Consider the following 17,273-nt stretch of genomic DNA (forward strand, 5'->3'; position numbering starts at 1 on the left):
GGCGGATCAGTCCCCGGGGGCCAGCGGCTGCTGCAGTTCCGTCACCCAGGTGTCGGGGTGGCCGCCGGCCTCCAGGTACAGCTCACGCGGGTAGCCGGTGGAGCGGTGGCCGTGGGCGTCGATCCAGCGGGCGAGCGTCTGCTCGGTGCGCAGGACGTCGTCCATGGACCCGCGGTGCACGATCGTCGCGGCGCTCCCGATCGCCGGCAGGTCCACGACCGCGAAGTCGTACCCGGCGTCCGGCTCCACGTCCACCTGGAGCCCCGCGTGCACCACGACCGCGCCCTCGCCGCCGGGCGCCTCCTCGTAATGGGCGACACTCGGTCCCACCGGCCGCACCCCCGCCGCTTCCAGCCGGCGGCACAGCTCGCCGTACAGCGGCTGGATCACCGGGCCGATCTGCGCCGGCTCGAACCCGGCCGCCGTGGCGGTGAGTTCGGCCAGCCGCACGGCGGGCACCCGCTTGACGACCACGTCGTCGGAATCCATTCGTCCCTCGCTCTCGATGATCCGCAGCCTCGCCTCGACCCCGGCCAGCCGTGCCGCGTCCGCGGCCATGGCCGCCGCGAGCTCGGCGCGGCGCAACCGCAGCATGCCGCGCAGCTCGTCGGCGCCGACCTCCTCGTCGAGGATCGACCGCACCTGTTCGAGGGTGAAACCGAGATCCTTGAGCGCGATGATCCGGTTGAGCCGGGCGAGCTGCCCCGCGGCGTACGAGCGGTAGCCGCTGGCGGGGTCGACACGGTCCGGGCGCAGCAGTCCCACCGCGTCGTAATGACGCAGCATGCGGACCGACACGCGGCCGTGCCTGGCGAAGTCTCCGATGCCGAACATGACGCCTCCCAGTGCAGGGCCTCACACGGTGTGAGGGTCAAGAGCGGCCCGGACGAACGCCGATGCCCCGGCCGCGCGGCCGGGGCATCGGGCGACGAGGGGAGCGGGTGCGTCAGCCCCGCCGCTCCGCCGCGACCAGCTCGGCGAGCTGCACGGCGTTGAGCGCCGCGCCCTTGCGGAGGTTGTCGTTGGACAGGAAGAGGGCGAGGCCGTGCTCGACGGTCTCGTCGGCACGGATCCGGCCCACGTAGGAGGGGTCGCTGCCGGCGGCCTGCTGCGGGGTGGGGATCTCCGACAGCTCCACGCCGGGCGCCGCGGCCAGCAGCTCGTAGGCGCGCTCGACGCTGATCGGGCGCGCGAAGCGGGCGTTGACCTGGATCGAGTGCCCGGAGAAGACCGGCACGCGCACACAGGTGCCGGACACCTTCAGCTCCGGGATCTCCAGGATCTTGCGGGACTCGTTGCGGAGCTTCTGCTCCTCGTCGGTCTCGAAGCGGCCGTCGTCGACGATCTTCCCGGCCAGCGGGACGACGTTGAAGGCGATGGGCCGCCGGTAGACCGCGGGCTCGGGGAACTCCACGGCCGCGCCGTCGAAGGTCAGCCCGGTCGCCTCGTCGGCGACCTTGCGGATCTGCCCGTCGAGCTCCGCCACACCGGCCAGGCCCGAGCCGGAGACCGCCTGGTAGGTGGTGGCGACCAGCGCGGTCAGCCCCGCCTCCTCGTGCAGCGGGCGCAGCACCGGCATCGCGGCCATCGTGGTGCAGTTCGGGTTGGCGATGATGCCCTTGGGACGGTCGGCGATCGCGTGCGGATTGACCTCGGACACCACGAGCGGGACCTCGGGGTCCATGCGCCAGGCGGAGGAGTTGTCGATCACGACCGCGCCCGCGGCGGCGACCTTGGGGGCGAGCGCCTTGGAGGTGGCGCCGCCCGCGGAGAACAGGACGATGTCGAGACCCGCGTAGTCGGCGGTCGCCGCGTCCTCGATGGTGATCTCGCCGTCCTTCCACGGCAGCGTCCGCCCCGCGGAACGGGGCGACGCGAACAGCCGCAGCCGCTCCACCGGGAAGTCACGCTCGGCCAGCACCTTGAGCATGACGCCGCCGACCTGGCCGGTGGCTCCGACGATTCCGATCCTCATCCGGTCTCTCCGATCAGTGCGTACGTACGGTCCCGAGTATCCCCCGCCGCGGCGAGTGCCCGAAGAGCCGTCTCGACTGCCGGCCGCCCGGCGGGCAGCAGGGGCAGCCGGACCGCGGGGGTGGGAATGCGGCCCTGGGCGTGGAGTACCGCCTTGGTCACCGTGGGGTTCGGCTCGGCGAAGCAGGCGGCGGCGAGCCGCGCGAGCGCATGCCCGCGCTCGGCGTCGTGGGAACGGGCCAGCTCCACCCACTGCGCGGTCGCCAGGTGCGCGGACGCCAGGACGGCACCGGCCGCGCCCAGGGCCAGCAGGGCGGGGGCGAAGACGTCGTCCCCCGCGTAGAGCGGCACCTCCCGCACCAGGAGGACGGTGTCCTGATCGATGCCGCCGACGGCGTGCTTGAAGCCCTGGACCCCGTCGATGGCGGCGATCCGGCGCACGGTGTCGGCGCTCAGGGTGCGTCCGGTGCGGTACGGGATGTTGTAGACGAGCAGCGGCACGGCGGAGGCCTGCGCCAGCGCCTCGAAATGCGCGACCACGCCGTCCTCGGAGGGCCGCACGAACGCCGGCACGGTCACGAGGGCGGCATCCGCCTCCAGCCCGCGCAGTTCCTCCGCCGCCCGCCGCGTGTCGGACCCCCCGGCCCCGACCGTGAACCGCGCCCCCCGCCCACGGCACACCCGCCCGACGACCTCGCGGACGAGTGCCTTCTCCCCCTCGTCGAGCGCGGCCGGCTCCCCGGTCGTCCCGAGCGCCACCAGCCCTTCGGCCCCACCGTCCAGCACGTCGTGCGCCAGCCGCTCCAGGGCACCGGCGTCCACGCCGCCGTCGGCGGCGAAGGGCGTGATCAGCGGTACGTGAATCCCCATGGGAACGAGCCTGGACCGCCGGACCGTCAAGGTCCAGTTAAATGTCCTTCAGTCCATGGGTAAGCAGCGCTGCACGATCGGCTCCGACGGCGAGCTGCCTCACAGACGCGTACGGAACCATCTCCGGCGGCGCCCCGGATAACGCAGCGCGTGCCAGCCGATCAGCGCGGCTCCCACCGCGGCCTCGTCGGGCACGGCGTCCAGCCCCATCGGCCCCTGGGCCCGCTCCAGCGCCCGGCGGACCATGCCGACGGACTGCCCGAGACGGGCGTTGCCCGGCTCTGTGCCGAGGCGGACCGCCGCCCTGACCACATCGGCGAACACCGACTGCACGTGCTCGAAGTCCACGTAGGTCTGCAAGTCGGTGTCCATCCCCGCGGTCATCGCCGAACAACCGCGCCGGACAAGCGTTTCCTCCCACATCTCCTTCATGAGTTCGCGCTCGTCGCGGGTGTACTGCATCCGCTCGAGGTGTGTGGCGAGGTCGTGGAGAGGGTCGCCGTACGTGGCGAGTTCCCAGTCGAGGACGAAGAGGCCGCCGTCCTCCAGCAGCACGATGTTGTCCCGGTGGAGATCGGTGTGCAGCAAGGCATACGGCCTGCGCTGCAACTCCTTGGTGCGGAAGGCGCCCCCCGCACGGAATCGGGCCAACGCGTCAGCCGGCACATCGAGCGCATCGAAGAGAGCCCCGAACTCCCCCCGGTGCGGCTGGTACACCTCCCGGTCGGCATGGGCCACAAGACGGTCGAGGAAACCGTCGCTGTCCTTGTGGTCCCTCGGCCACTCCGGCGGCAGTGGCGGCAGTTGGTCCGAGCCGACGGCCGCTGTGCGGGCGAAAACCTCAGCAAGCCTGCGGAGCATGCCCTCCCCGAGCGGCCCACCCGGCTCCGAGACCTGCGACAGTGCCGTTCCCGGCTCGTACCTGTGCAGCGACGCCCGCCCGAAAGAGGCCATGCACCGAGGGGTGACGAAAGCAGGCTCCGTCGCCAGCTGCGCGAGTGCGCCGAGCACCGATGGCTCGTCCTGCCACGTGCGCATCACCACCATGGGCGTCTCAAGGGGGGTTCTCAGCTTGATGTGTACCGAAGGATCGGGCCGCACGGATATGAGCCATGCCAGCCGCCGATCCAACGGCAGCACGTGATTGGCATTGTGATGCCCCGCCAAGTGGAGTGAGCACGGGTGACGCCTCTTCCGTGCGTAATGCCATGTGACGAAGGACCCCCGCACTCGCGTGATCACGGCGATACGTACATCCGGCTGCTTACGCGGCATCATCACAGGCCATCCATAGCCACAGACGTTTCAGATAACGTGCACCAAACGCTTGATCGCGCACCAATAGGGCATCACCCCGCGAGACGGACGAATCGGAGCCTAGCAGTTCACCTCAAGACACTCTTTAAGTTCCCTGTCACCCACCGACTCACCCCTCACTCAATGCGGGTGCATGGCATGGGGAGCCCGAAGGTCGCCGATCGCATCATCTATTTCCGAGCGAAGATCAGGAGCAGATCCCGCCGCAGCTCCTTGATCACCACCAGTTGCCGGGCGCGGCATAACTCGCGCTCCAACTCGACGAGCAGTGTGCGAGCGGACGGTCAAAGCCGAACTGGACGAACCTCAGTGAGGGTCACACCGATCGGGCGATCTTCGTCCAGAGGGACTCGAACCACTCTCGGCACTCCTCACGTTGCTCGCCCCCCTGGCGGTACAGCTTCGCACCGAGGCCGAATACATCCCAGATCTTTACGATGTCACCATCTGCGAGGCGAACTTCATTGTCCTTGATGGCGTAGTACCCGATCAGGCCTTGAGTCTCGTTGATCAAGTACACCTTGAACACGGGGGTGATCGCGACCCGCCTGACTTCGAAGACCACCTCTGCCACCAGATCGCGCGCCGCCAGATCGGCCAGAAGGTTGCCGAGCGACCGGGCATGCAGATCAATCAGGTCGGCCAGGCGCTCCAGTGGCCGCAGGCGATCGTGATGTGCTCCGCCTCGAGGGCTTCAGTGATCGCATCATCCAACTCGACACCAGCCGAATCCACCCCTTGCACCGCGCCGTTGGCAACCACATCGGGCAGGAAGGGGATTCGCCTACCCCAGCAACACCGGCGCCGGAGCAGCGTCACCCTCTACGGCGACCGGTTCGCTGCCGCCGCGCAGCGCGGCGTCCCGCCGCTTCTCCCACCTGCTCTCGATCCACGTGCCCAACCGGCCCCACGCGTGACGGAATGCCCCGTGCCCGTGATCCGCATGGGGCCGGCCCACCCCTTTGCGCACCATGGCCTGGTGCTGAGCGGCAGCGGTGCGACCGAAGTCCTGGCGCCACGACATGAGCACAGCCTCGACCTCGCCCACCGACGGCGTCGCACGTCCCGTTCCGGGGCCGATGCCCTCAACGGCTTTCAAAGCGCCGGCAACCACGTTCGCGGCGTCCGACGCGGTGCGGCCGGCCTCTGGGCAGTCGTCGTGCAGCAGGGCGAGTTGGAGGCCCGCCCGCATGACATCGGTGTGAACCGACTGCACGCGTTTGAACGCCATGTAGTGGGCAAGATCGTCCTCCGCTCCACGGGTCGCGTCCTTCCGCACAGCCTCAACAGCGTTCCTCCAGCGCGCGACTACCTCCGCTTCCTGCTCTTCCGGGTAGCCCATCAAATGCAGGTGCGTGGCCAGCTCGTAAAGGGGATCGCCGATGCGGGCGAGTTCCCAGTCGATGGTCCAGAGGTTTTTGGCGTCGTCGACAATGAAGTTCTCACGGTGCAGATCGCCATGAACCAACGTGAAGGGCCGGTCCGTGAGCATGGAGGCTCGTTTTTTGAGACCACCGAGCAACTTCCTCGACACACCGAGGCGATCGAACAGCACGCGGAGGGACGCGATCTCGCTCTTGTAGGCCGAGGTGTCCGCGAACCGCAACAGTCCGCGATAAAACGATGCGGAATCATCCCATCGACTTCGCCGATGCGACCCGCCGCAGGCTCGTGCAATGGAAATCTCACGGGCGTCGATGCGCATCAGTGCGCCGAAGGTCTCCACGATCTGGTCGACATAGAGCACATCGACCGGCCCACTGTCGCCGGCGACCGCCCCCAGGGTGCGACCCTCGATGAAGCTGTGAACAGGGACAGCCGGATCAGGGTCAATCACGCGGGGAATGCGGGAAATGCGACCGGACAGAAAAGTCAGCAGTTCTTCTTCGGAAAGAAAGCAACGCTGGTCGTACCGCAGGACCCCGAGGTGCGGCGAGCGCAGCTTGACCCAGGAGCCCCCGGTCCCGGATCCGGAATCGCGCGACGTGCGCACGGCATATGACTCGTGATGATGACCCCCAAGGGGCCCCACGATGCTTTCCCCCCACTGCGCGGCTTTGTGATGGACAGTCGTAGACACCGGTTTCCTCAACCTAGGGGCGAATGGACCGATGCTAGTACCGCACAGCACACCGCGAAGCCCTTTGGCAAGATCGCACGCCGCCAACCGGCGGACAAAACGACTCGCCCCGGGGTTCCATCGGCAGCTTGCCGATCCCATATTTATACATTCCGCACGTGAAGACCTACGGAGCACTGCATACTTATGCCGACACTCGGTCCGGCAAAGAATTGACCCGGTTTGACCCATGAGGGCGAATCAGTCGCATCCGTCCGAGGTCACCCCGCTGGAAGCACTGCTCCAGCCCTCCCCACCCACCTCAGGGCCCCGGCCGAACCGGAAGCGGAACATTCACCCCAGACCCGTCACGCCAGCCCACGGGTGAGATCACCGAGGCGGCGAATCGGGCGCAAGTTCGGGTAGGCGTCCTGGAGCCCCGTGTTGCCGTCGGGATTCTGGAAGCCGAGGAACCTGATACCGGCGCTCTCCGCGGCCGCCACATCATCCGGCGAATCACCAATCATCAGAATATTTCTACGATCCACTTGCCCGATTCTCACGAGCGCGCGCTCGATGCAGTCCGGATCGGGTTTCACCCTGAGTGGGAACCCTGGGCGCACGCTCTGCCGACCGTGGATTCGCCCCTGAAATGCATCCACCATCCCGCAGTTTTCGAGGTGCCGCTCGACTGCCGACTCCGAGTTGTTCGTCGTGATCGCCATCGGTATTCGCTCGCGCCAGAGCGCCCGCACCAACTTCTCCGCGCCGTCGGTCTCCCTTGCTCCCTCCACGGCCTGCAGCTCCAACCGAGCGAGTTCTCCCTCCAGCGACCCGACAGCCTTGAGATCCGTCCAGTCGGCCGCGGCGCCCTTGAGAACATCCAACGGGCTGTCGTGCTTCTCGGGCGGCACAGAATCCACGGGCGGGAGCCCGCTTTCCTCAATGAAGTTCCACAGCTCCCCAGCCACAAACCGTGCAGTCGTCGTCGCAAAGAGATGGCAGAGCGGGCCGTCAAAGTCGAAGAGAACACCCACGACCCCTGTCAGAGCATCGTGACGAGCCTGAGTGCTGCTGCTACCCATCAACGGCTCGCCATCAGAAGTCACTCAGCGAGTGTGATTCCGCCCCTCGCTCCGCGCCAGAGTGCGGCCGCACATGAAGCGAGACTCTCACCACACCAGGCTTTCCATGTCGGCCATGTGAGAGATCAGTGTGGCCGCGCCGGCGGAAGCGAGCTCGTCACTCTTTCTCCGGTCGCGTGCGTAGCCGACGAACGGGATCTCGGCACTGCGGGCCGCGTGAACGTCCCGCCATGAGTCCCCGACGAAGAGGCACCGCTCCGAAGAGGTCCCCAGTTCGTCCAGCGCGGACCGCAGCATGTACCCATGGGGCTTCATCAGGAGGGCGTCCCCGGGACGGCCGATGATGGGTCCGTCGAACGCATCCAGCAGCCCGGCGCCCAGGAGGAAGAGCCGCGCGGACTCCTCGGAGTTGTTGGTCACGACGCCAAGTCGGGTTCCCCGCTCGTGCAGGGACTTGACGAGCGTGTCCACACCCGGCGTGATCACGGCCGACCCCGCGGCGACGACCTCCTCCTTGGCCAGAGTGGCGTCCAGCTCGTCACTCAGGCCCGCCGCGTATTCGGTGGGCTTGCCGGCCACCATCACCAGCAGCGCATGCGGATCGTCACACGACTCCACTACGGCCGTCAGGGGGCCGTACTGACGCATCCGCTCCTTCAGGACATCGGCGACCTTGTATGCGGGGTGGCCGGCGAAGAGCCGGCAGAGGGGGCCGTCGAAGTCGAAGAGGACGGAGTCGACGGCAGCCGCCATCAGGCGGTCTTCGCGAGCAGTGTCCACAGTGAGTCGAACCACGCCTGACATTCGTCGAATTCTGCCGATCCTTGTCGGTACAGGCTCGCTCCCACACCGAACACATCGAAGATCTCGACCACCGATCTGTCCGGCGGCACCTCCACAGCCTGTTGATGGACCGCGTAGTAGCCGGTCAGGCCCACTTCGCCGTTCAGGAGGTAGAACTTGTTCACGGGCGTGATCGCGACCGTCTTGGTCGTGATCTTCACGGAATCGACCAGTCCGCGTGTTTGCAAGTCCCCGAGCAAATTGTGGAGTTGTCGCGACTGGAGATCTATCAAGTCGGCCAGCCGCTGTCGCGGACGGGGATCCTCCGGGTCGGCCACGTTGCTGGGAACGGCCAGCAGGGCATTGGGGCTGGGCAGCAGCAGCCGGACCCTGATCGAGGTGGGGTGCAGCTCACCACGCAGGACTCGGCCGACCGAGCGGCTGAGAGCCGCGTTCAACGACTCGCTCGTCAGGCAGTAGGCGTCGATCGTGATGTCATCGGCCTCGAATGCCTCCGCGACGGCATCCTCCAGCTCGACACTGGCCGAATCCGGACGATGCGCCGCGCCGTTGGCATGTGCCGGTGTCGGGTTGCGCCAGTTTCGGGCGAAGACTCCCTTGCCCTGCGTTGACTCTACGTAGCCCTCATCCTGGAGCTGCTTCAGAGCCTTCTGGACGGTGGCACGGGAGACATCGAAGCGATCCACCAGCTCAGCCTGGGTGGGGAGTTGCTTCTCGGCCGGGATCTCACCGGCCTCGATCTGGTGACGCAGCGAATCGGCCACGCGCTCCCACTGGCGCCTGGCTCCACCGGTCCTTCGGTCACCGCTCACGCAAGAAGACTACAGCTTCCGGTCAGCCAGGTGGAGTTGAGTGCGTTGAGTTTATTGACCTGTAGCCAACGGGAACAACCAAGACATGAGTGCAGTCAACTGCTCCGACTGCCGGACAAGTTGGGGCAGTTGACACCACGGGGACTACTGCGGCGTCCCGGCCCAATGACGCGCTCGGGGCAGCCGCGGGTGACAGTGCAGCGCCATGTCGCATCGCACGCACACATCAGCACCAGGCTTCCGCTCTCGCCACTTGTCGACCTTCGGGTCAACTCTTCCTCTGCCGTGCTCTACGCGCGGAGAGATCGGTCCCACGCGCCTCGAAGGAGTGAAACCCCATGCCCGCACTCGCTCTGTGCGCCTTCGCGTTCGAGCAGCTCGTCCAGTGGCGGTACGGCGCGGCAGGCGCCTTCGCCGTCGGAATGTTCACGGTGGGCCACAAGGCCCGGAACACGACGTTCACCTGTGTCGGACTCGTGGTGATCGCGCTGCTGCTGACCCGCTAGGGCAGCGGCAGCGGGGCCCGCGCCGTTCGGCGGCCGCCCGGGAAAGGGGTGGGTCATGCTGTGGAGTCACGTGATGGCGGCGATCGCCGAGGAGTACCTCGGCCGGCGGTTCGGCCCGTTGATGGGGCTGGGCGTCGTCCTGGTCGTGGTCGGTTCCAAGGCACGGTCGAGCTACGCGATGTGCGTGGGCGGGGTGCTGGTACTGCTGGTCCTCGTCTCGTACGGCGGCCGCTGACGCGTCAGAAGCCGTCGATCGCCCACGGCTTGCGCGAGGTACGGAACAGCGCGTCCACCTGGGCCGCCGCGCCCGGGCGGGATTCGGTGACCTGGCCGACGGTGGCGAGGCGGACCGCGGACTCGTCGCCGAGGTACAGGGCGGCGAGGTCGGCGGCGGTGAGGGTCAGGTCCGGGGCGGCGGAGGGAGCCGCCTCGGCGGTGGCGGTGCCGTCCGGGGAGACGTCGAGGCGGAAGCGGCCGGCGGCGTAGCCGTACGGGTCGAGGACGTCGAGGACGACGGTGCCCGGGGCGGCGTACGTACGGGCGGCCAGCGAGCGGGGCACGTCGACGAAGCGCAGCCACAGGAAGTCGGAGCTGTTGTCGACCCTGGCGGCGCGCCGGTCCGCGAGGAGCAGCGGCATGACGTCGTCGTGGGCGCGGAAGCCCGTGCGCACGGTGGTGACCCAGTCGATGGAGAGCAGGTAGCGCCACAGGGCCCGTTCGGCGGCCGGGGTGGCGGCGATCAAGTTCTTGATCTCCAGGGGGGCTTGCGGGTACATGCCGTGCCATTCGTCGGCGACGGTGTACGCGGCCAGGCCGTCGACACGGCCGGAGGAGTCCCGGTAGAAGGCGAAGATCGGTTCCTTCCAGGGCTCGTCGGCCGACATCCGGACCTTGCCGGTGAACTGCTCCCACCAGCGGTCGTTGCGGTTGATCGAGCCGGGGACCTGCACCCGTACCCGCTCGTGGAGTTCCGGGCCGGACTTGAGGACGTCGGCGGGGTCGACGAGTTCGACGCGGCCGTCCTCGTCGTCGCCGGGCGGGCGCAGGCCGGCGCGGGCGGTGTCGACGTGCCACTCGGTGACGCCGGCCGCGGGGCCGAAGCCGAAGCGGCCGTAGATCGGGTACTCGGCGGCGATGAGGATCGCGAGCGGTTCTCCGCGTTCGGCGGTGGCGGCCAGTTCGTTGGCCATCATGCGCGAGGCGACGCCCCGGCGGCGGTGCGTGGCGGAGACGGTGACGTGGGTGATCGCGCTGGAGGGCAGTACGGCGCCGCCGGGCACGGTGAGGTCGCGCGGCATGCTGCGGAAGGTGGCCACGCACCGGCCGTCGTCGAACGCGCCCTGCGTGCGGGCGAGATCCGTGTACGGCCGCCGGAGCTCGATCTCCTCGTCGCTGACGGTCGCGGGACGGTGGAAACCGAGTCGGGTGGCGCGCAGCCAGCCGGCGAAGTCGGATGCTTCGAGCGTGCGGACCTCAAGGCTCATGTCCCGCACGGTAAGCGCCGGTCAGGCCTGCGCGCATCCCCTTTTCGCGCAGTTTCCCGCAGCCTGGCCCGCGGGCTTTCCCGCGGGCCCACCCCCCGCGCGGGCCGTCACTCCCCCGACAGCAGGTCCTCGACCCGTGCCTCGCCAGCGCGGTAGCGCCGGGCGATCTCGGTGCTGCACCCGTCGACGGTGCGCTGCAGGGAGTGCCGGCAGCGCGACACCTGCTGCTCGTGGCGGACCAGCCGCCCCATCGCGTCGTGCAGTTCCTGGTCGGTGCGGGCCTCCAGGTCGGAAAGCTCGACCTCGGCGAGCATCTCCTCGGCGAGCTGCCGGTACCGCTCGCTGCGCGGGGTGCGCAGGGTGACGTGCCGGGCGGAGGTGCGGTGCCGGGACGGGGTGTCGGTGAGGATCTCCGAGAGCCGGTCCAGCACGGGCGCGTCGGGAGCCGTGCGGCAGGCCAGTTCGGCGCGCAGGATGTCGATGCGGCCCTGCAGCAGCCGGCGGAGGTAGGACAGGTCGGCCTCCTCCAGTTGTGCTTCGCGGCGGGCGGTGCGCAGGCCGGCGAGGGTGAGCCCCGCGAAGTCGGGCTGCGGCGCGTCGGAGAACGGGGAGCGCGGGCCCGGTGCCTTGAGCATGCGTTCGCCTTCCGCCGTCCCGGTGGTACGTGTCGTACCGGTGTGCTTCATGTCTGTCCGTCCCCTCGTCCCCCGCGTCGGGCAGATCTCGATCGTGCCACCGAGTACCTGCGTCCCGCAGGCACCTGCACCCGAACGGCCGCGCCGGACAGTTGTACGTGAGCCCAAGCGGGCGTACGGCCCCCGTGCCGCGCGCCCCCTCGCGCCCGGGAGAATGGGGGGCATGCGAGCGGTGGCCCAGCGGGTGAGCGAAGCGAAGGTCGTGGTGGACGGCGAGACGGTCGGCGAGATCGCCGGTCCGGGGCTGTGCGTGCTGGTGGGGGTCACGCACGACGACACCGAGGAGAAGGCGGCACAGCTCGCCCGCAAGCTGTGGAGTCTGCGGATCCTGCCGGAGGAGAAGTCCTGCTCCGACATCGGCGGGCCGCTGCTGGTGATCTCGCAGTTCACTCTCTACGGTGACGCCCGCAAGGGGCGCCGGCCGACGTGGAACGCCGCGGCGCCGGGTCCGGTCGCCGAACCGCTCGTGGACGAGGTCGTCGCGCAGCTGCGCGCACTGGGTGCGGACGTGGCGACGGGCCGCTTCGGAGCGGACATGAAGGTCTCGCTCACGAACGACGGCCCGTTCACGGTCGTGCTCGATCTCTAGGACGGCGGCCCTCAGGGCTCGACGACGGTCTCCTGGTTCGCGGCCGTCCCGTCCGCCAGCAGCGGCACGTCCACGGGGGTGTTGCGCTTGATCACCGCGAGGGCGATCGGGCCCAGCTCCCAGTGCCGGGCCGACGAGGTGACGGTGCCGATCTGGCGGCCGTCCGGTCCGTCGGCGGCGAGGCGCACGGGCGTGCCGTGGCCGGGCAGCTTGACCTCGCTGCCGTCGAGGTGCAGGAAGACCAGCCGGCGCGGCGGCCGGCCCAGGTTGTGCACCCGGGCGACGGTCTCCTGGCCGCGGTAGCAGCCCTTGTCCAGGTGGACGGCGGTGCCGAGCCAGCCCAGCTCGTGCGGGATGGTGCGGTGGTCGGTCTCCAGGCCGAGCCGCGGGCGGTGGGCCTCGATGCGCAGCGCCTCCAGGGCCAGCACGCCGACCGGGGTGCCCGCGGCTTCCCGGGCGAAGGCCTCCAGCTCGGCGCGCGGCACGAGGACGTCGCGGCCGTACGGGACCTCGCGCACCGGCCACCCCTCCGGAACGGCGGCGATGCTGCCCGCGGGAAGGTGCACGACGGCGTGCTCGCCGGTCACGTCGACGACCTCGACCTGGTAGAAGAACTTCATGCTCTCCAGGTAGGCGACGAGGTCGCCCTGCGTACCGGGCTCGACGTGCATCCAGGTGGTGCTGCCGTCGTCGACGAGGTACAGCGCGTGCTCGATGTGGCCGTGCGCGGAGAGGATCAGCGCCTCGGTGGCCTGCCCGGGCGGCAGGTCGCTGACGTGCTGGGTGAGCAGGAGGTGGAGCCAGGCGAGCCGGTCCTGGCCGGTGACGGCGACGACACCGCGGTGGGACAGGTCGACGAAGCCCTTGCCGTCCGCGAGGGCCCGTTGCTCGCGGAAGAGGTCCCCGTAGTGCGCGGCGACTCCCTCGTCAGGGCCTTCTGCGGGGACGGCGCCGGGGAGCGACAGCAGGGGGCTGGTCAGTGTTTGTCGCTGCATGGAACCAGCCTACGTCGCGGTAGTTGAACCCTCAGTCGTTCGGGCCTTCCGTGCGCAGTCCGCGCACCGGCCGAAGATCGCGAAATGCTTCATGTCCGTCTCGAAGCCGTAGGTCGCGCGCAGCCGGTCGGTGAGCGGCGCGGCCTCGGAGATGTCGGCCTCGGTGACCGACTCGCAGTCGCGGCACACCAGGTGCATGTGGTGGTGCCGGTCGGCGAGGTGGTACGTGGGGGCGCCGTGGCCGAGGTGGGCGTGGCTGACCAGGCCCAGCTCCTCCAGCAGCTCCAGCGTGCGGTAGACGGTGGAGATGTTCACCCCGGAGGCGGTCTTGCGCACCTCGGTGAGGATCTCGTCCGGAGTCGCGTGCTCCAGGACGTCGACCGCCTCCAGGACAAGCTGTCGCTGCGGCGTCAGCCGGTAGCCGCGCTGCCTCAGATCGCTCTTCCAGTCCGTGGTCACCACAGGGACAGTCTAGGCGGAAGGGCGCCACCGGCGGCCCGGCGCGGCATGGCGGGGCCGCCCGGGCGGGCTCAGCGGAAGAAACGGGCTCAGCGGAAGAAGGCGATGCCGTCGTCGGGCAGGTCCTTGAGGTCCTTGGCCCACTCGCTCGGGTTGACGACCTTCTTCAGGTGCGCCGACATGTACGGGCGCAGCGCCACCTCCGGGGTGGCCTTCTCGCCCACCCACATCAGGTCGCTCTTGACGTAGCCGTACAGGCGCTTGCCGCCGCTGTAGGCCGGCGCGTCGGCCAGCCGGGCCACGGCGTCCGTGACCAGGTCGATCTGCGGCTTGCCCTCGGCGAGCTCGCCGTACCAGATCTCGATGACGCCGTTGTCGCGGGTCATCGTGATCTCGACCTTGCGGTCCTTGTCGATCCGCCAGAAACCGGACTCGCTCTCCAGCGGCTTCTCCGGCTTGCCCTCGGCGTCCAGCACCCAGGTCTTGGACGTGTACTCCAGGAACGGGCGGCCGTCGTGGGTGAAGACCACTTCCTGGCCGAAGTTGCACTTCTCGTCGCCCGGGAAGTCGAAGACGCCCGCGCCCTCCCAGGTGCCCAGGAGGAAGGCGAGCGGTACGAGCTCCGGGTGGAGGTCTGAGGGGATTTCGATCATGTTCAGCGCTGTCCCTGGTAGAGCTTCTTCACCGCCAGAACGGAGAACGCGAGGACGCCAAGGCAGACCAGGACAAGCATGACGTCGAAGAAGATCTCAATGGCGCTCACGAGCGTGCTCCTCGGGCAGGCGCGGACGGTCGGCGGCCCGGTGGGGCCGTTTGCCGAGTCTAGTCGGCCGGTACGGGCGCGATGCGCTGAGGGCGGCCCCCGCGCATCGCGCCCGCGCCGGGCACAACCCGGTCAGCCGAGCAGCTGCGCCTGGAGCTTCACGGTCTGGTGGAACGGGACGGCCGGCTGTGTCCCGGCCTTGGACAGCAGGATCACGGCCACGGTGTCGCCGGCCTGGACATAGGCGACGCGGACGTGCTGCGGCCCCCGCGGCTCGCTCTCGTCGAAGACGTCGGCGCTCTGGCCCGCGGGCACGTCGCTGAAGCCCCAGTCCTCGTCGTGGGCCGTGGAGGCGGCCTGCGCGGGGGTGCCGGACATCGCCAGGCCCGCGTTCGTCTCGCGCGCGTAGGCCTGGGTGGCGAACTGCAGCAGGTAGACCTCCGTGCGGGTGCCGTCCTGCGCGGTCCAGGCGCGCGCCGCGATGTGCCGGAGGGTGTCCTGGGCGAGCGTTCGGGTGAGCTCCGCGCGGTAGGACGTCTGGAAGACCTTCACGAAGTCGGCGGTGGGCAGCCAGCCCGTGCGGTCCGGGAAGGTCCTGTCGACCTTGGCGCCCGCGGGGGCGGGCAGCAGGAGCGTGCGCGGGTCCGCGTAGTGCCGGCCTGCCGCGTTGTGCTGCGCGTCCATCGGGCGGGGCGCGCCCTCGGGGAGCTTGGGCAGCTTCAGCGCGGGGTACGTCCAGCGGCCGTCGTCCGGGGTGCGCAGCCCGGGGATCTCGGTCCGCTCGGGCTGGGTCACCCCGTACGCTGCGGCGCCGCCCAGTACGCCGAAGACCAGCAGCGCGGCCGTCCACCGCGCGGCCGCGCGCAGTCCGCGCCGGTCCCGCAACCGCCGCCGCGGGGGAGACGCGGGAACGGGCAGCGGTGCGACGCCGTCCGCGGGGGCGGGCTCCGCGGACGTGCCCTCCGCAGCCGCGGGCTCCGCGACCTGGGGCTCCACAGCCACGGGCTCCGCGACCTGGGGCTCCACAGCCGCGGGCTCCGCGACCTGGGGCTCCTCAGACCTGGGCTCCGCAGCCGCGGGCTCCGCGACCTGGGGCTCCTCAGGCGTGGGCTCGGCAGCCGTGGGCTCCGCCCGCTCCGGGGCGGCCTGGGACGGGATCGTCACCTCGTCGGTCCTGGTCTGCTCGGTCATGCCGCCTCCCCCGGGTCCTGCACACGGTCGAGCTGCTTCTTGAACAGGTCCGCGGCGTCGTCCTTCTTCAGCGGGGCGAGACCGGTCACCGTCATGCTGACCATCAGGTCGCCCTCCGTCGCCTGGCAGGTCATGGCGTCGAGCTCGGCCCCGGGCTTCTTGGGCGGGAGGACGCAGCGGGCCTTGTCGTGGCCCGCGATCCTCGGCCCGTTCCGGAACACGCCGAGGGCCTTGGTGAAGGCGCTGAAGTAGTCGGTGCCGGCGCGGGCGAAGTTCTTGTTCTTCATCTGGACGATCTGCATGTCCACGGCAATCACCCCCGACATGTCGCTGTACGTGCGCATGCCGACGCCCTGGATGCGCATCGCGTCAATGGTCTTGCGCAGCTGGGTCCGCTCCTTCTTGGGCAGATCGGCGATGTCGCCCTGGAACACCGCCACGGCGTCCTTGCCGGTGAACTCCGCGTCATTGCCGTACTCGGCCAGGTCCGGGCCCGAGGTGTAGCCGAGCGGCACGGGCAGCAGCAGCTTGCCGAGGGCGCCGTAGTGGCTGCCGCCGGACCGGGCGCCGTACTCCGCGGTCTTGCTGGGTTCCGGGGCCTTCCAGGGCCGCGCGGTCGCCTGCTTGCCGTCGTCCTTCTGCTGGAGCACGGCGAAGCCGATGCCCCCGCCCGCGGCGACGGCGACCAGCGCGCCGGCGACGCCGATGGCGAGGCCGCGGCGGCTCCTGCGGGGCTCGGCCGCGGTCTCCCCGGCCACCGGCGCGGCCTCGGACGGGCCCGCGCCCTCGGGTACGGAGTCCGGCACGCCGGGCAGGGTGGTGTTCTCGTCGCTCACAGCCGCTCCCACTGCCGCTCGGCCAGGGACATGATCGTGGACTTCTTGATCGGCCTGGCCGAGGTCACCCAGATGTCGAGCATGATGGTGCCCTTCCGGGCCAGGGCGCGTGCCTTGTAGACCGGCAGGTACCCGGCCTTGGTCTCGGGCTTGGAGTAGACCCAGACCCTGCCGTCGAACGCGCCGGGTATGGCGCTGCCCTTGTTGCCCGCGTACCTCTCCTCGGACGCGTAGCCCTGCTGTGCCTCGAAGTGTTCCTCGGTGTACACGGTCGACTCGTCGCGGAACTGGACCAGCCGGATCTCGGTGCTGGACGAGGTGTCGTACGTGCCGGTGCGCCATGCGGCGACGGCGACGCGCCGGAAGCCGTATCTGTTGAACTCGGCGAAGGCGGACTTCGGTTCCTCGAAGGTCTCGGCGTAGTCGTACAGCGAGAGCCACTGGTCGTGACCGGGGTCACCGCCCACCCAGTCCTTGGCGCCCTTGGGCCGCTTCAGCAGCAGCTTGCGCAGGTCGCCGTCGTACTTCACCAGCGTGTCCTCGGCCGCGGTGAGCGGCTTCGTCTCCGGTGCGGCGCCCTTGGGCTGCACGAGGGCCGGCTGGGCGAGCGGGGGGAGCGGGGTCTCGGGGCGGTCGTACTGGATCTTGTAGCCGGTGCCGGCGCCCGCGGCGACGCCGAGCACGGCCGCCGCGAGGATCAGCAGGGTGGTGCGGCCGCGGCGACGGGGTGGGCGGGCCGCGGGGAGCGGCTCCGCGGCGGCCTCGGGGGGTGTCTCCGGAGCAGGGGGTGCCTGCTCCGGGACAGGGGTGTCCTGGGACAAGGGGTTCTCCACA

At 69.6% G+C, this 17,273-nt stretch carries 20 protein-coding genes; 3 read left to right on the plus strand and 17 right to left on the minus strand.

What is annotated here, in order from left to right; translation table 11 throughout:
- Nucleotides 1-6: 6 nt before the first annotated feature.
- From ACIP9H_RS29690 to ACIP9H_RS29730, 9 genes are all read right to left on the minus strand, one after another.
- Complete coding sequence (locus tag ACIP9H_RS29690; RefSeq protein WP_401596505.1) at nucleotides 7-834, minus strand: MerR family transcriptional regulator; 828 nt, start codon at nucleotides 832-834, stop codon at nucleotides 7-9.
- 112 nt (nucleotides 835-946) lie between these two features.
- Nucleotides 947-1,975, minus strand: a complete 1,029-nt coding sequence (locus tag ACIP9H_RS29695) for an aspartate-semialdehyde dehydrogenase (protein WP_401961773.1) — start codon at nucleotides 1,973-1,975, stop codon at nucleotides 947-949.
- Nucleotides 1,972-2,844, minus strand: coding sequence for a dihydrodipicolinate synthase family protein (locus ACIP9H_RS29700; protein WP_401596511.1), 873 nt, complete (start codon nucleotides 2,842-2,844; stop codon nucleotides 1,972-1,974). The genes ACIP9H_RS29695 and ACIP9H_RS29700 overlap by 4 nt, the downstream gene beginning before the upstream one ends.
- A 99-nt stretch (nucleotides 2,845-2,943) precedes the next feature.
- The gene (locus ACIP9H_RS29705; protein WP_401596514.1) at nucleotides 2,944-3,882 is read right to left on the minus strand and encodes a phosphotransferase; all 939 of its coding nucleotides are present in this window, start codon (nucleotides 3,880-3,882) and stop codon (nucleotides 2,944-2,946) included.
- A 595-nt stretch (nucleotides 3,883-4,477) separates the two neighbouring features.
- The gene (locus ACIP9H_RS29710; RefSeq protein WP_401961775.1) at nucleotides 4,478-4,726 is read right to left on the minus strand and encodes a hypothetical protein; all 249 of its coding nucleotides are present in this window, start codon (nucleotides 4,724-4,726) and stop codon (nucleotides 4,478-4,480) included.
- A gap of 219 nt (nucleotides 4,727-4,945) precedes the next feature.
- A complete protein-coding gene (locus tag ACIP9H_RS29715) occupies nucleotides 4,946-6,472 on the minus strand; it encodes a phosphotransferase (RefSeq protein ID WP_401961778.1) in 1,527 nt (508 codons plus the stop codon).
- Nucleotides 6,473-6,588: 116 nt separating this feature from the next.
- Nucleotides 6,589-7,257 (minus strand): HAD family hydrolase, encoded by a 669-nt coding sequence (locus ACIP9H_RS29720; protein WP_401961781.1) that lies wholly within the window; start codon nucleotides 7,255-7,257, stop codon nucleotides 6,589-6,591.
- Between the two features lie 135 nt (nucleotides 7,258-7,392).
- Complete coding sequence (locus tag ACIP9H_RS29725; protein ID WP_401961784.1) at nucleotides 7,393-8,058, minus strand: HAD family hydrolase; 666 nt, start codon at nucleotides 8,056-8,058, stop codon at nucleotides 7,393-7,395.
- Complete coding sequence (locus ACIP9H_RS29730; RefSeq protein ID WP_401596530.1) at nucleotides 8,058-8,873, minus strand: GntR family transcriptional regulator; 816 nt, start codon at nucleotides 8,871-8,873, stop codon at nucleotides 8,058-8,060. Before ACIP9H_RS29730 ends, ACIP9H_RS29725 begins: the two co-directional genes overlap by 1 nt.
- Before the next feature lie 386 nt (nucleotides 8,874-9,259).
- On the opposite strand from ACIP9H_RS29730, the gene ACIP9H_RS29735 reads away from it, so the two are divergent.
- Together ACIP9H_RS29735 and ACIP9H_RS29740 are read left to right on the plus strand one after the other, a co-directional pair.
- Nucleotides 9,260-9,427, plus strand: coding sequence for a hypothetical protein (locus tag ACIP9H_RS29735; protein WP_401596533.1), 168 nt, complete (start codon nucleotides 9,260-9,262; stop codon nucleotides 9,425-9,427).
- 55 nt (nucleotides 9,428-9,482) lie between these two features.
- Nucleotides 9,483-9,662 carry a hypothetical protein gene (locus ACIP9H_RS29740; protein WP_401596535.1) on the plus strand — a complete coding sequence of 60 codons (180 nt, stop codon included), beginning with the start codon at nucleotides 9,483-9,485 and terminating at the stop codon, nucleotides 9,660-9,662.
- Nucleotides 9,663-9,666: 4 nt separating this feature from the next.
- Here ACIP9H_RS29740 and ACIP9H_RS29745 read toward each other — a convergent pair whose 3' ends face one another.
- Complete coding sequence (locus ACIP9H_RS29745; RefSeq protein WP_401596537.1) at nucleotides 9,667-10,911, minus strand: GNAT family N-acetyltransferase; 1,245 nt, start codon at nucleotides 10,909-10,911, stop codon at nucleotides 9,667-9,669.
- Between the two features lie 107 nt (nucleotides 10,912-11,018).
- Nucleotides 11,019-11,546 carry an ABC transporter substrate-binding protein gene (locus tag ACIP9H_RS29750; RefSeq protein WP_401961788.1) on the minus strand — a complete coding sequence of 176 codons (528 nt, stop codon included), beginning with the start codon at nucleotides 11,544-11,546 and terminating at the stop codon, nucleotides 11,019-11,021.
- Nucleotides 11,547-11,769: 223 nt separating this feature from the next.
- Here ACIP9H_RS29750 and dtd point away from each other — a divergent pair, with 223 nt between their 5' ends.
- Nucleotides 11,770-12,195 carry a D-aminoacyl-tRNA deacylase gene (gene dtd / locus ACIP9H_RS29755; RefSeq protein ID WP_401596542.1) on the plus strand — a complete coding sequence of 142 codons (426 nt, stop codon included), beginning with the start codon at nucleotides 11,770-11,772 and terminating at the stop codon, nucleotides 12,193-12,195.
- Between the two features lie 11 nt (nucleotides 12,196-12,206).
- Here dtd and ACIP9H_RS29760 read toward each other — a convergent pair whose 3' ends face one another.
- The 6 genes from ACIP9H_RS29760 to ACIP9H_RS29785 all read right to left on the minus strand — a co-directional run bounded on the left by ACIP9H_RS29760 (nucleotide 12,207) and on the right by ACIP9H_RS29785 (nucleotide 17,260).
- On the minus strand, nucleotides 12,207-13,190 hold the full coding sequence (locus ACIP9H_RS29760; RefSeq protein ID WP_401596545.1) for a YgfZ/GcvT domain-containing protein: 984 nt from the start codon (nucleotides 13,188-13,190) through the stop codon (nucleotides 12,207-12,209).
- A 9-nt stretch (nucleotides 13,191-13,199) separates the two neighbouring features.
- Nucleotides 13,200-13,652 carry a Fur family transcriptional regulator gene (locus tag ACIP9H_RS29765; protein ID WP_401596547.1) on the minus strand — a complete coding sequence of 151 codons (453 nt, stop codon included), beginning with the start codon at nucleotides 13,650-13,652 and terminating at the stop codon, nucleotides 13,200-13,202.
- Nucleotides 13,653-13,738: 86 nt separating this feature from the next.
- The gene (locus tag ACIP9H_RS29770; RefSeq protein WP_401596549.1) at nucleotides 13,739-14,302 is read right to left on the minus strand and encodes an FABP family protein; all 564 of its coding nucleotides are present in this window, start codon (nucleotides 14,300-14,302) and stop codon (nucleotides 13,739-13,741) included.
- Between the two features lie 242 nt (nucleotides 14,303-14,544).
- On the minus strand, nucleotides 14,545-15,603 hold the full coding sequence (locus ACIP9H_RS29775; RefSeq protein WP_401961793.1) for a hypothetical protein: 1,059 nt from the start codon (nucleotides 15,601-15,603) through the stop codon (nucleotides 14,545-14,547).
- A complete protein-coding gene (locus ACIP9H_RS29780; protein WP_401961795.1) occupies nucleotides 15,600-16,439 on the minus strand; it encodes a hypothetical protein in 840 nt (279 codons plus the stop codon). Before ACIP9H_RS29780 ends, ACIP9H_RS29775 begins: the two co-directional genes overlap by 4 nt.
- Complete coding sequence (locus ACIP9H_RS29785) at nucleotides 16,436-17,260, minus strand: hypothetical protein (RefSeq protein ID WP_401961797.1); 825 nt, start codon at nucleotides 17,258-17,260, stop codon at nucleotides 16,436-16,438. The genes ACIP9H_RS29780 and ACIP9H_RS29785 overlap by 4 nt, the downstream gene beginning before the upstream one ends.
- Nucleotides 17,261-17,273: the final 13 nt, after the last annotated feature.

It is taken from the genome of Streptomyces sp. NPDC088732, assembly GCF_044751205.1.
Taxonomy (GTDB): domain Bacteria; phylum Actinomycetota; class Actinomycetes; order Streptomycetales; family Streptomycetaceae; genus Actinacidiphila.